Origin of the sequence: Mesorhizobium mediterraneum, assembly GCF_002284565.1 — a bacterium.
Lineage (GTDB): Bacteria > Pseudomonadota > Alphaproteobacteria > Rhizobiales > Rhizobiaceae > Mesorhizobium > Mesorhizobium mediterraneum.
Genome location: NZ_NPKI01000021.1, coordinates 24,767 through 37,746, shown reverse-complemented (window position 1 = coordinate 37,746; position 12,980 = coordinate 24,767). Strand labels below are relative to the sequence as shown.

The following is a 12,980-nucleotide window of genomic DNA, read 5'->3' as shown; positions in this document are numbered from 1 at the left end:
CTCCCATGGACGCGCTATCGGCCGATATTCAAATTCTGATCCAGACGGCTCTCGAACTCGTCGTTGCGGCAGGTCTTGGGGCAGCCCGCGCGATGGGCATCATGCTGATCTTTCCCGTATTCACACGCTCGCAGATCAGTGGGCTGATCCGGGGCTGTTTGGCTGTTGGCTTCGCACTACCATGCCTGGCACACGTCAGCGGCGGATTGCCGGCGCTGGATCCTGATACACGCCTGATCCAGCTAACCCTGCTCGGATTCAAGGAAGTTTTTGTCGGTGTACTCCTTGGCACTTTTCTTGGCATTCCGCTTTGGGGCCTTCAGGCTGCCGGGGAGCTTATCGACAACCAACGCGGCATCAGCAGCCCGACCGCTTCGGCCGATCCCGCGACGAACAGTCAGGCTTCCGCGATGGGCGTTTTTCTGGGGATCACTGCGATTGCCATATTCGTCGGATCAGGAGGCCTGGAAACTTTGATCAGTGTCCTGTACCGCAGCTACTTGATTTGGCCGGTGTATCAGTTTCACCCGACACTGAGCGGGCCAGGAGCAATGGAGTTGTTGGGGCTTCTCGACAGCATAATGCGCACGGCATTATTGGTATCGGGGCCTGTCGTGTTCTTCCTGATACTGATTGATATATCGATGATGCTGCTGCGTCGCTTTGCCCCGCAATTTAAGGCGAGCCAACTGTCTCCGGCAATCAAGAACATTGTCTTTCCAGTTCTCATGGTCACCTACGCTGCCTATCTGGTGGAGAGCATGAAACTGGAGGTCACACGTGCCAACGGCGTGCTGGAGTGGTTCGACAAATTGCTGCCATGAGCGACACAAGTGAAGAGAAGACACACGCCGCCAGCCCGAAGAAGTTAAGTGAAGCGCGCAAAAAAGGACAGCTGCCACGTAGCTCCGATTTCGTCCGCGCGGTCGGGACTTGCGCTGGGCTCGGCTACCTTTGGCTAAGAGGCAGCGTGATCGAGGACAAATGCCGGGAAGCGCTCCTATTAGCCACCAAGTTGCAGAGCCTACCTTTCGATACCGCGGTGCCGCAGGCATTGGTTGTGCTCGTCCAACTCACCGTCGCGGCTGTTGGCCCGCTGCTTGGAACCCTCGTCGCCGCGGTGATTTTGGCCAGCCTGCTAGCCAATGGTGGATTTGTCTTCTCTCTGGAGCCGATGAAGCTCAGCTTTAAGAAAATTGACCCCTTTGAAGGGCTGAAGCGCTTGGGGTCTGCTCGTTCCATGGTCGAAGTCTGCAAGACCATGTTCAAGGTATTGGTTCTCAGCGCAACCTTTTCCATTGTCCTTCTCGGGATGTGGAAGACAATGGTCCCTCTGCCGATCTGCGGCATGGGCTGTGTTGGCCTCATCTTTATGGAGACAAAATTGCTGATGGGAATTGGCGCCGGCGCACTGCTGGTCGGCGGACTGATCGATCTCCTGCTCCAGCGCGCGTTGTATCTGCGCGAAATGCGCATGACCAATACCGAAGTGACGCGCGAGTCGAAGGATCAGCAAGGAGCGCCAGAGTTGAAAGGTGAACAGCGTCGCATCCGCGAGGAGGCGGCCGACGAGCCTGCGCTTGGCGTGCATCGCGCCACGCTGGTCTTAACAGGAAGGGCGGTCCTGATCGGTCTGCGTTACGTTCGCGGTGAAACCGGGGTGCCGTTCTTAGTTTGCCGTGCCGAAGGTGAGCGCGTTTCACATGTGTTGAGTGAGGCGCGGGCACTACGCCTGACGATCGTCCATGACCATGTCTTAGCGCGTCAGCTGATAAGCACTACAAAACTCGGCCACGCGGTTCCTATGCAATATTTCCAGCCTGTCGCGAAAGCATTCTTTGCCGCAGGCTTGGCCTAGTCATTGGAAGTCCACGACTGCCCAGTTCAAAACTGACCTGGCTCCATGCTAGTGGCAAATGTCGGCTGGCCATCCGTGCCCCAGTGTCTCTGTCAGGCCAACCGCGCAACCGCGGGCCTGGGGCAATCACTCCCCTCGGATCTGCCACCCAGCAACTACGGCAAGTCCTCCGGGCATGACCTTTCAGCCTCTGCTGGCCGGTGCGTGGCGCAGTCCGAGGTTTTGAGGCCGGCAGTGCGGATTTGATTGGTGCAGCCGTTGGAATGCCCTCGTCAGCTAGTCGTCAACTAAGCGCCCTATGTTGAACAGCCGTGCTAACTTGAGCTCGGTTGCGAAACATAGGAGTACGAATCGTCATGTATGGTCGAATTGGTGGCTCATCCGATAGTTACCGCGCGCACAATGCCGGCGAGCAATCGGATGCAGGAAGCGAAGGGTTCGCGGACACATTTGCCCGAATGCACTTATCCGGATCGGAAGGTAGCGGCGCCTCATCATCGGCGGCTCCCCAAGCATACTCCCTCAATTCCCGACCTCCTGTGGTGGAGATCAACAGGACTTCCTTCAGGAGACAGGTGAGGCAATTTCATGGTGATGAAATCACGCACATCGCCGACAATCCTCAAGAGTATTCGGAGTTCGTATCGTCACGAGCCAGGCGCACCGCGGACGTTGCTCAGCAATATGGCATCCGTCGAGATACGGAGCACGCGCGATATTTCAGTTACCAATTGGGAGACCGGAGTGCCGGACTGCTGAGAATGGAAGGCGGATTCAGCATGAACGAGTTCGAATCGGAAAGTTGGCGGGAACAATTTCCTGGTCGAACTGAGGTCACTTCCATAGTGGATCTTCAAGTCGCCCATCCGCTCGTCGAAAATGCGGGCGATATTCTGCTGGAGCATCAACTTCGGATAGACGGCGACCGACCGTTGCTGAATTGGCGTGCGGCTAATCCGGAAGCACAAGCGCGCGCGCAGACGATGGGGTTTGTTGAAGTGGATCATGGCGACCTGGTGCTTGACCCTACGCAGCATCCCGACAAATGGACGAAGAACAGTGCCGGTGAGTGGCAGCGTGCAGGCAAACCTCCACTCTATCTCCACAAAACCGAGGACAGCGACAGCAGCGATAGCGGGTCCGACGACGATTTCATGTGATTTGTCGACCCGCCGCCGAGCCTTGCAACTGGTGACGGTTGCAAGGCTGTTGGCAGTGAATGCTAATTGTCCGGCGACAGCCCCGCCTTAGCGCCAGCGCCGCCGAGCAATCCAGCCCATCTCCCAGACAATAAACTGCGGATGCGCATCGTGGGTGCTTGCGAGCGGATTGTATTCGGGCCGGAACTCCGCCTCTTGGATACGAGCTCTCCCGAATCCAATTTTCTCCACCACACCGTTGGGTCGTTGCGATGCGCCGATCCCGATCGGATCGGCTATGCCTGCTCCGCGCTCGCAGGAAGACCTTCCGCCTCGATCTTGGCGGCGCGATCTCGGCGATAAGTTGGATGGGAGGCAAGATACGCCGCCACGTCAACAGCAGGTAACGCGACATCGCAAATCGGCCCTGACGGTAGCCGATCGACTCCAATCGCCGGACCGCAACTCGCGCAGCGGCATTCGCGGTTTGGCCAGGAGAAATGCTCGCTGACTCACAGCGTGGCCGGCCGCATTCTGCCCTAGACCCCAAAGTACGTGCCCTGTCATGCAGCCTGCGCCGACGGGAGCTCGGCACGCGAATGGCGTGGTTGGCGGCCAAGCCCCGAGGTCAACAAGGACTTACAGAAAGCGGGGGTGAGTTTGCCGCGATGAATTATGACCTTCTCGCGACCGGACCTAGCATCGGCTTCCTCTCGCTCTCGATTGTAGCCGCGCTGTTCGTTGGATTTAACGTGGCAAGCGGTGAATTCGGAATCAGCCAGCCCTTCCAAGTTTCTGGCCATGACGGGGCGACTCGTGTGGATGTGCACCCACATCGGGCTCGGCATCGCACCATTGACCAGCATCTTGGGCTGCAGCTTCATCTCAAACAGCTTTCCTGGCTCGCCACGCAGCGCGACCGGTGCCTCCGGCGGCATCAATTCGTCGGCATTGCACAAATGTTCCAGGTATTTTTGCGCCGGAAATGCGTAGGTCTTCATGCAATCAGTCGTAATGCCGGCTTTTCCTTCATTCAATGCGTTGGCCTGTCCCAGCACCATGTTCAGCAACCCTTTGAGCTGGTCTGTGCGTTCGTGCACTTTGGGTAGCTGGGTGGAGGTGAGTAGCAGGCGTACATTACGCCCCTGCAACCCGGCGAGACAGGTTTGCATCTCAATGGCCTGGGCTCGCAGGTACTGGGCCACATCGTCCACGACCTTACCGGCCTCCTCAGGCTTCATCTGGCGCACTTGGGAGACGACGCTTTGCTGACCGGCCAGATCGAACTGCAAAAGTTCGTCCAATCGTTTGAGCCGCTCCGTCAATACCTCCATTGACAACGCGGCGCCCCCGATTGTCGAGCCTGCCCCCGACGAACTCGCAGCCACCTCTTGCGCTCTCACCTGTGTACTCGCAACTTGATCCGAGCGCGCGAGAACCTTGGCTGCTGGCACTGTGCCGGCGTTCGCAGCGACTGGTGTTGATGGCTGCCCGGCGGCAGAAGTCCCGGCGCGAGCTGCCGACTTATGCTTTGACTTCCCTTTCCTTCGCGCTGTAGTGCCTTCTGACACTGCAGCCGTACCAGCAGTGTCAGCCGGTATCGCAGCGCCTGCCCTGGCCGGCATCGCAGCGCCCGCCTGGGCCTGTGGCGCCATGATGGCTGACGGCGGAGACTGCAGGTTCAACAAGTGCATGGCATCGTGCGCAGTGATCCATGCATCGTCCACGATCCGTTCGAACAGTTTCAATGGGAGGCCGGCATCTGGGTAGGTATGGCTTAGCTTGGTATGCACCTCGTGCAACGCCAATCCAAAATCCGAAAGCCGCTCCATGATTTTTTCTACAACCGCGCAATCATGAGCGTTGAGTGCTTTGCCATCATCCATTATGCCCTTCGCCAAAGAGAGGGCGCGAAGAGCTTCTTGAACGGCGCTTGCCATCAGCTGCACCACTCCATTTCGACCGACGAGGAGTTCCTTCAAATCTGGCTCGAACCTGCTCGCCCGCAGTTCAATCTTGGCCCGCGCAAGACCGATCCGCTCACGGACCAGCCAGATCCTGACACTCAGTACCGAGCCGGCACGCAGCCGCAGTGCGCACCGCTCGGCTTCCCGCATCACGGGCGTTCCACTGGATAGGCTAGCGGTGGCAGCGCAGGCGGATCGCTGCCGTTCGGAGCGCCATGCCTTTTTTTCCCACCACTTAATTGCCGCCGTATGGTGGTTCTCCACATTTAAAATCAACAGCTCCTGCCGGTCCGCCTGGGAGTAGGAGTAGAGTTTATCGACCATACCTGCCGCTTTCTTGGTCTTTTTGTCCAATTTCGTGATCGTCGACAGGCCAAGTTTGTCTACTTCATTCGCGGCGTCGCACACGATCTGGCAACATCTACGCACCTTGTCGTCTGGCATAATTGTCTGCGCCTCAGCCGCAGGCAGGCTAGCGCGGTACTCCAGAATTGCTGAGGCTGCATCGACGACCCGACTGATCAGCTCCACCGCCTCCTCGGGGACGTCGGTTTTCCTGGCCGCAGCCTCGCAATCAGTCAGTTGTTGAACAAGACTGTTCATTCTGAGCTGTGTCGGACTGATATCTTGATTTGACGATGAGCTGGTGCCTTCCACCTGCGCGGTTGATAGTTGGCTACCGACCGGCGCCATGGCTTCGCCCTCAGACATGGAGGGAGAACCGCGCCGCCTTGCGGCTGCGCCACGTGGCGCTACGGTTCCGCGTGGTGGCGCAGCGGCTCCACGTGGCGGTGCGTTCAGGATTTGATCTTCGCCAATCGAGGCGCCTGGCAGACTTTCGCGGGCATCGCCTGGACCGCGCGCAACTGGAAGGGAGGAGGGCCTCCTATCGGCGTCCCCAGAGCGCATCTGCTCCACAACGGAATCGAATGACTGTCCACCTTCTCCCGCAGCAAGACTTGATTGCGAAAGGGAACTGCTCGCCCGCCCCGCGCGGCTGGCTCCAGTTTCAGCCTGCGATTTCCGTGGTCGGCCAATGCCCTTCATATTGCGTCTCCGTAGTAGGCGAGAATGTGCTGCTATTGTGCTGGCGGCTGACGAGACCAGCGGCATCTTTCGGTTAACGTCACGGTCAGCCAGACCCGCGACGGCGTAATGTTCCCGCCAAAGTGCTTCTCAGTAGCAGGCCAAGATTGGCCCGAGCTCACAGGACTTTCGCAACGTTGCCATCGATGTCCTGAGATTATCAGCGCTTCAGTCCGCCGATTTCCAGGAACAGCGAATGAAATCAGACCAACTCGGCTAGCTCCCCTTCCTAGACACGTGCCTGACGATTTTATTGAGGCGTCACTCCTCTCGTTCGCCACCGACAAAGTCACACATTTGCTTCAGAGAAGCGTGTGCGTTGCGTATCGCGCGGGAAACCATTTCGATCTATAGTTACAAAAAGTGTCGAGACGGGACCTTTGGATCCGAAGGTCAGGCACGGCCGGCCTAGATAGACCGCTTGGCTGACGATTAGCTGACGATGGGAGTTCTCACGAACAGGGCAAGAAAATCCGACCGCTTCAAGCTTTCGATATGGTGAGAAGAGGATCCGCACCGGCCTCCCAAAGCCGGCAGACCATCCCATGTTCGTACGGTCGCCGACCTTCTCGAAGCCAATGAGCTCACCGCGCCGGGCCGTGATGTGCAGGCGAGAGAATGGTGATGCAAAGACCGAGTTCCTGCTCGTTGCGTGCGCCCGTGGAGCCAGCAAGAATACGGTCATTGCGGTCATGCAGCACGTGGACCGTGTCTCCTGTTCGACACCACAGCATCGAGGATTCAAACGAGCTGCTGCGGCTGCCATTCGGTCGCGGCATGCGTGGACGGCGGGATTGGCCGAACAGCCGAGATCGTGGTCGACTGTTCGATGCGAGAGCAACATCCTGCAGAGCATACGTTTTTGCGCTGGCCGGTTTTTGTCAAAAGCCGTCAGGTTCTCGAAAGCTCCCGCCCTTAGCTTGATCGAGGTTAACCTTTAACACGTCGCCGCCAATGGCAAATGCCGGAGTACCTGATGATAGCAGCAATTGGGAGTGGAGTTGGCAACCTCGGGACTTCCTTGATCCGAAAGGGCCATGGGGATTCGAAATCCGAGCATTCTGGTGATGGCAAGCCGGCTGGTGGCAATGATGGCAAGCCAGCTGGTGGGAATGATGGCAAGCCAGCTGGCGGGAACGATCGGGCGGATAACCGGACCGTTTCAAATGATCAACTTCAAGACAACTCACAGTCTGCAGCACAAAGTGAAGCCTTCCAAAGTATCCTGCGATCGTTCGCGTTCCAATTCGCGAACGATGCGATGGCTGAGGCCGATGAAGCTTTGGATGACACAGAAGATGCCTGACGCGGGAAAATCCGGCGTGAGGTCATACAGGCCGTTATTGACGGCACAACTCCAACAGAAAAAGGAATGATCATGGCTGCAGTTGATAATAATAAAAAATCAGGCAATACCAATACCAGTAGCGCCGGCAATACCGATAAAACTAACAGTGGCACTCCCGGCAATACAAGCGGAGCTGATGCTACTGCTTTTCAGGCGCAAGTGCAGGAACTAACCAATGTTAGCTTGGAGGCGACGAAAAGGAGTGTCCAGTTGCGCACTCTAACGACCAATCTCCAGACCATCAAGAAGGCCGCCGACGAACGCGTTTCGTAATGTCGGAAGCGGCTTTTAGACTGCCCCTAGCGCGTCTCCTTATTGACGCGACGTAGTCCCGAAATGAGCCGCATGGCAATTGCCATGCGGCTTCTATCCTGTTTGAGAGATGCTCTGTGGATGACGCCGTTTCCCTCCGTTTCGAAGTGCTTTCGGGGCTCTATTGCGGACTGACCGGCAAGACGGATCTTCAAACGTGTTTAATCGGCAGCGGCTTCGATGCCGATTTGGTCTTTGTCGAGCAAGGACTGGCACCGCATCATCTTCGTGTAACTCTTCTTGGCAAGTCGATCGAACTCGAGGCGCTTGCACCCGGACTCAGTATCGAGGGCAACCGGAATATCGCCGCAGGCCAGTCCGTTGTTGTGCCCCTTCCTGTCGTCCTGCTCGTAGGCGAGATGTCCATTGCTTTGTCCGTGCAGGATGCAGAGCCGCCTGGTTCGACCGGCATACCGCGCCTACCGATCGGTGTGCTCGCCATGGTCATAATCAGCTCACTCGGGATCGGCGCGCTTTCAGGCACGATCTCCTATCTTGGCGATGCAAGTGGATCGAGCCCCAATTCACTTCGGGCTGAAGTCGCGTCCAGAACGATCAGTCACCGCGCTGACAATGAACTTACGGAGGCAGCGGCCCAAGAGCTGCAGGAGGAAGTCGATCGAGCGGGTCTTCTCGACGTCAAGATTGGGTCGGCAAAGGGTGTTGTGACCGCCGAAGGCACCGTCACGTCTGAATCGGTCATCAGCTGGCAGAAGCTTCAGCAATCGTTCGATCGTCGCACCAAGGGTACTCTAACACTGGTGAACGGAGTGCTCATCAAAGAGGAGAAGGCGCCATCCGCAATCGCGGTCGAAGCTGTGTGGCATGGGGTCCAACCATATATTGTCATCGACAGCGAGAAGTATTTTGTCGGCGCCATTTTGGCTGATGGATGGGTGGTCGATCGTATTGAGGACAGCCGTGTGCTGCTGAGCAGGAATGGCCGCATTGCTGCTCTCCAATATTGAAAGCTCGCAGGCCCCATCAAGCAGCACTCTATGGCCAGCCAAACATCCTGTCGCGCTCGGTGCTGACAAGCTGGCTGCGTTGGAAACATTTGCTGCCCAGCCATTTCGCGCCTGCTTGTGGCTCTCATGCAGGGTCACGCGCTGGCCAAGGCTGAGGCGCCTTCGGAGTTCGAAAGCCACGTTTCATGGCGTAACAGCAGAGTAAGTCTCAACCGATTGCAAAGGTGTCTCGATGGCCAACGTCCTGCGTGACTTCATCAAGCGTGCGCCGGCCAGCCCGGATTTAATGGTTGCGTTGATGCTGCTTCTGGCTGTCGCGATGATGGTCATGCCTATCCCGGTCGTGGTGGTCGACGCCCTGATAGGATTCAATATGGGGTTGGCCATACTGCTGATGATGGTTGCCCTGTATGTCAGTACTCCACTTGATTTTTCCTCTTTGCCCGGCGTTATTTTGATTTCCACTGTATTCCGTCTCGCGCTCACGGTCGCAACGACGCGACTGATCCTGGCCGAGGGGGAGGCCGGCAGCATTATTCATACTTTTGGCGATTTCGTCATTTCAGGCAATATCGTGGTGGGTTTCGTCATATTTCTGGTCGTCACCATGGTGCAATTCATGGTCCTCGCGAAGGGTGCCGAACGGGTGGCAGAAGTGGCGGCGCGTTTCACGCTGGATGCTCTGCCGGGCAAGCAAATGGCGGTCGACGCAGAGCTACGCAACGGCCACATCGATGCCAACGAATCCCGCCGGCGGCGCGCCGAATTGGAGAAGGAAAGCCAACTCTATGGCGCGATGGACGGCGCGATGAAATTTGTGAAGGGCGATTCCATCGCCGGGCTGGTGGTTATCTGCATCAACATGCTGGGTGGAATTTCGATCGGCCTGCTCTCCAAGGGCATGTCCTTCGGCGAGGTACTGCATCACTATACTCTGCTGACGATAGGCGATGCATTGATATCGCAGATTCCGGCCCTTCTGCTCTCCATTACTGCGGCGACCATCGTCACCCGTGTGACTGGGACGGCGAGGATCAACCTCGGTACCGAAATGGTCAGTCAGCTCACGGCCAGCACTCGAGCCTTGCGACTGGCGGCCGGCGTCCTGGTTGTAATGGGGTTCGTTCCTGGGTTTCCCCTCCCCGTCTTTCTGATGCTGGCCGCAGTGTTCGCTGCGGTAAGCATTGTCAAGGCTGATGTGCTGGGCGCCGGCACTGCCGATGCGAAAGGTGGAACTGCAGCGGAGCCTAAGCAAGCCGCGCCTGCGAAGGAATTCCCGATCGCATTTTTTCTAGCGCCAGATCTTATGCAGGCGGTCGATCAAGCCGAATTGCAAAAACATATTGGGCGCGTTTCGCTCCTGGTCACAGCCGATCTGGGCATTATCGTTCCTCGCATCCCTGTCTTGGTTGACGAGCAGCTGCCTGCATCGCAATTCCGGATTGATGTCGAGGGCGTGCCAGTCGAACAGGACGCCTTAGATCCAAACCAGATGACGCTCCGAGCCGATGTAGCGCACGTCGACTCGAGCGGTGTCCCCCTTAGACGTGAGCCGAAAACGGACAGACTCCCGGTTGAACATACCCCTGCAAAGGCCCTTACGGGCGCCGGCACGGAGCATAGGGCTCCCGGCGAACTCCTCGCCTTGCGCGCCCATGCAGCGTTGACCCGCTACGCACCGCGATTGGTGGGCATCCAAGAGACCCGACATTTCCTGGGCCGAATGGAGCAGGAATATTCTGAGCTTGTGAAAGAGGTGCTACGCACGACGCCGATTCCTCGGATTGCCGATGTTCTGCGCCGCCTCCTGGAGGAAGGTATCCCAATCCGCCACACCCGTCTCGTGTTGGAGGCATTGGCCGAATGGAGCGAGCGTGAGCAAAACGTTGCCCTGCTGACGGAATATGTCCGTTCTGGTTTGAAGCGACAGATCTGCCACCGCCATGCCAACACGGAGGGCATCGTGTCCGCCTTGGTCGTCGAGCGCGAGAGCGAGGATGTGATGCGTGGCGCGGTTCGAGATTCGGATGCAGGCCCCTATCTCGCACTGGAGGATCGGCAAAGCGAAGCGATGCTATCACAGATACGTCAGGTCCTTTCGAACGCAGAACCGGGTCAAACCCGCCCTATTCTGTTGACGTCAATGGATGTCCGACGTTTCGTCCGCGGCTTTCTGACGCGAAACGGGGTTGATCTCGCCGTGCTGTCTTATCAAGACCTCGCCTCCGACTTTACAATTCGCCCCGCAGGATCCGTCACACTCCCGCACGGATCGAACAGCGGATTGTTAGAGTAGTCCCACCTTTCCTAACTGAACGCCACGCGCCTCCCCGATAACTGAGAGATAACATGAATAGTAATACAGTTTCTCCATCGCCTATGTTTCTGCGCCGGAACTCACTTCTTTTTGCCGTACTCGCCATTCTGCCTTTGGGCGGTTGCGCCAGCTGGCAAAAGCCGGCTCTTTCCGTGCAGGAGACATCTTCCCCCGAGTTGCTCAGCGCCGATCAAATCGATCCGGCTATGCGCGAACGCATTTTGCGCGAAGTTGGTCAGGATGTTCAAGAGCGGGCTTTGCGGGATGAGGTGAAGCAGCACCCGGACAATGTTGATGCGGCGATACGACTTACAAATGCCTTGGTGGGCCAGAAGCGCCCGCACGAAGCGGTTGAGGTGCTCGACAGCGTCTTGGTTGCAGCCCCAGGAAACGTACGTGCATTGAATGCGAAGGGCGTGATTTTGGACATTGAGGGGCGGCATGACGCGGCACAGGCCCTGTATCGGCGAGCTCTCGAAAACGAGCCAGGCAATCAGATGGTGCAGCATAACTTCAATCTGTCGCTTGCCTTTAACGGCAAGTCCGAACAACCAAGGTTAGCACGATCGCAATAGGTGGGCACAGTGCATGCGCAGCCTGTTCCCCGGCTCGAACACGCGCTCGGCTCCCATCATAGATGGCCCCCTGAAGAGAGCCATATCTATGCAAAACAGTTGCTCCAGATCTGGCCGGCAGAGATCGGCAGGAGAGCCGGATGACATCACGCGGCCACCCGCAAGGCCACCCGCCTCGCTTCGTTGCCAGAGCGCCCTCTCCCTCGCCGGTCACCGTCTCGCAATGCGGCGACCTGGCTTAAGGCGGTCGACCGGGCGCCCGATGCAGTAGCCATGAATACGTAACGCAGCGATGGACCCGCCGGATCGTGTCGCGCTTGTGCTGGCCGTCCCTGCCATTACAGCACGGTGATTGTAGCTGGATCCTATTCTAGAGGCATCGATGGTGTGGATGCCTTCGATCCAAACAATCGATTTGTTGAATTCGTCCGCCTGAGGAAATTAGCTGCGGCGATCCGACTTCCGACGCCTGCAGGCGCAAAACCAACAGCGTGAGCGCTGCGGGTCCGGATGCAGGCTGCAAAGTGCAATCACCAGCGCTGATAAGCGGCAAGTGAAGAATGTATCGCTCGGGCGACTCCTGTGTTGTGCACGGTTGCCCCGCGAGGTGAACTGTAGCAGCTTGGCAGCTCAGCGTTCACGAAAGGAGAAAAGATTTGGGGCCAAGCAAAGACCGGCTTTTTTGATTGTCTTGCTGTATCGCTATGGTGGGGCGGGCGCGACCGCTCCCATAATTCAATACGCTGCCTTTAGCGATGGACGATGACGGGATGCGTCGCCGAGACTTCAATGGTGGAGGAGCAGCGCACCCGTCGATCCATTTGCTTTCAGCGGCAACCGCCACTATGTAGCGACACTTCGCCCAACTGTGTTTCAAGCTGCCCGGAGAAGTTTATGACAGAAGAACCCCACAAGACCGACATCCTCATCGAGCTCACTGCCGATGTTGTATCAGCCTACGTCTCCAACAACCCCGTCCCGGCGGGGGAGCTTCCTGCCCTGATCGCCCAAGTGCACGGGGCTCTAAACGGCACGGCTGGACTCATACCGGCAGAAGAGCCTGTGCCTGTAAAAAAACCTGCTGTCCCGATCAAAAAGTCGATCGAACCGGACTACATCATTAGCCTTGAAGACGGCAAGAAATTCAAATCGCTAAAGCGCCATCTGGCGACGCACTATGGTCTGACCCCAGACGAATATCGCGCCAAATGGGGTCTGCCGTCGGATTATCCCATGGTGGCGCCGAATTACGCCGCTGCGCGCTCCGCCTTGGCCAAGACCATGGGACTCGGCCGCAAACCGAAAGAGCCGGAAGCCCCAGCCACGGCGCCGGCGAAACGGACCCGCAAGAAGGTCGCAGCCTAAATCCGTATCAACAGTCGTTCGGACGCGCAGCAGCCGTAGGCCCAA

At 57.7% G+C, this 12,980-nt stretch carries 10 protein-coding genes; 9 read left to right on the top strand and 1 reads right to left on the bottom strand.

The genetic code is table 11. The features are described 5' to 3' along the window. The first annotated feature begins 5 nt into the window (after positions 1–5). From sctT to CIT25_RS18880, 3 genes are all read left to right on the top strand, one after another. Positions 6–824 carry a type III secretion system export apparatus subunit SctT gene (sctT, locus tag CIT25_RS18890; protein ID WP_095486052.1) on the top strand — a complete coding sequence of 273 codons (819 nt, stop codon included), beginning with the start codon at positions 6–8 and terminating at the stop codon, positions 822–824. After that, on the top strand, positions 821–1,858 hold the full coding sequence (locus tag CIT25_RS18885) for an EscU/YscU/HrcU family type III secretion system export apparatus switch protein (protein ID WP_029354843.1): 1,038 nt from the start codon (positions 821–823) through the stop codon (positions 1,856–1,858). The genes sctT and CIT25_RS18885 overlap by 4 nt, the downstream gene beginning before the upstream one ends. Positions 1,859–2,214: 356 nt before the next feature. Next, positions 2,215–3,018, top strand: a complete 804-nt coding sequence (locus tag CIT25_RS18880) for a hypothetical protein (protein ID WP_024505378.1) — start codon at positions 2,215–2,217, stop codon at positions 3,016–3,018. Between the two features lie 542 nt (positions 3,019–3,560). On the opposite strand, the gene CIT25_RS18875 is transcribed toward CIT25_RS18880, so the two are convergent. Further along, complete coding sequence (locus tag CIT25_RS18875; protein ID WP_245329901.1) at positions 3,561–5,675, bottom strand: hypothetical protein; 2,115 nt, start codon at positions 5,673–5,675, stop codon at positions 3,561–3,563. Between the two features lie 1,351 nt (positions 5,676–7,026). Here CIT25_RS18875 and CIT25_RS36335 point away from each other — a divergent pair. From CIT25_RS36335 to CIT25_RS18845, 6 genes are all read left to right on the top strand, one after another. Next, a complete protein-coding gene (locus CIT25_RS36335; RefSeq protein WP_091595908.1) occupies positions 7,027–7,356 on the top strand; it encodes a hypothetical protein in 330 nt (109 codons plus the stop codon). A gap of 72 nt (positions 7,357–7,428) precedes the next feature. After that, positions 7,429–7,671, top strand: coding sequence for a nodulation protein NopA (locus tag CIT25_RS37550; RefSeq protein ID WP_224570034.1), 243 nt, complete (start codon positions 7,429–7,431; stop codon positions 7,669–7,671). 116 nt (positions 7,672–7,787) lie between these two features. Next, positions 7,788–8,678, top strand: a complete 891-nt coding sequence (locus tag CIT25_RS18860; RefSeq protein WP_095486051.1) for a SctD/MshK family protein — start codon at positions 7,788–7,790, stop codon at positions 8,676–8,678. A gap of 232 nt (positions 8,679–8,910) precedes the next feature. After that, positions 8,911–10,974: a type III secretion system export apparatus subunit SctV gene (gene sctV / locus CIT25_RS18855; protein ID WP_095486050.1), complete on the top strand. Its 2,064-nt coding sequence runs from the start codon at positions 8,911–8,913 to the stop codon at positions 10,972–10,974. A 53-nt stretch (positions 10,975–11,027) separates the two neighbouring features. Continuing rightward, positions 11,028–11,570: a tetratricopeptide repeat protein gene (locus tag CIT25_RS18850; protein ID WP_082826568.1), complete on the top strand. Its 543-nt coding sequence runs from the start codon at positions 11,028–11,030 to the stop codon at positions 11,568–11,570. 894 nt (positions 11,571–12,464) lie between these two features. Then, the gene (locus CIT25_RS18845) at positions 12,465–12,935 is read left to right on the top strand and encodes a Ros/MucR family transcriptional regulator (RefSeq protein ID WP_024505385.1); all 471 of its coding nucleotides are present in this window, start codon (positions 12,465–12,467) and stop codon (positions 12,933–12,935) included. Positions 12,936–12,980 lie beyond the last annotated feature (45 nt).

Coding starts and splice junctions, on each gene's coding strand:
- sctT (WP_095486052.1), top strand. CDS start 6: ATGGACGCGCTATCGGCCGATATTCAAATTCTGATCCAGACGGCTCTC.
- CIT25_RS18885 (WP_029354843.1), top strand. CDS start 821: ATGAGCGACACAAGTGAAGAGAAGACACACGCCGCCAGCCCGAAGAAG.
- CIT25_RS18880 (WP_024505378.1), top strand. CDS start 2,215: ATGTATGGTCGAATTGGTGGCTCATCCGATAGTTACCGCGCGCACAAT.
- CIT25_RS18875 (WP_245329901.1), bottom strand. CDS start 5,675: ATGTCTGAGGGCGAAGCCATGGCGCCGGTCGGTAGCCAACTATCAACC.
- CIT25_RS36335 (WP_091595908.1), top strand. CDS start 7,027: ATGATAGCAGCAATTGGGAGTGGAGTTGGCAACCTCGGGACTTCCTTG.
- CIT25_RS37550 (WP_224570034.1), top strand. CDS start 7,429: ATGGCTGCAGTTGATAATAATAAAAAATCAGGCAATACCAATACCAGT.
- sctV (WP_095486050.1), top strand. CDS start 8,911: ATGGCCAACGTCCTGCGTGACTTCATCAAGCGTGCGCCGGCCAGCCCG.
- CIT25_RS18850 (WP_082826568.1), top strand. CDS start 11,028: ATGAATAGTAATACAGTTTCTCCATCGCCTATGTTTCTGCGCCGGAAC.
- CIT25_RS18845 (WP_024505385.1), top strand. CDS start 12,465: ATGACAGAAGAACCCCACAAGACCGACATCCTCATCGAGCTCACTGCC.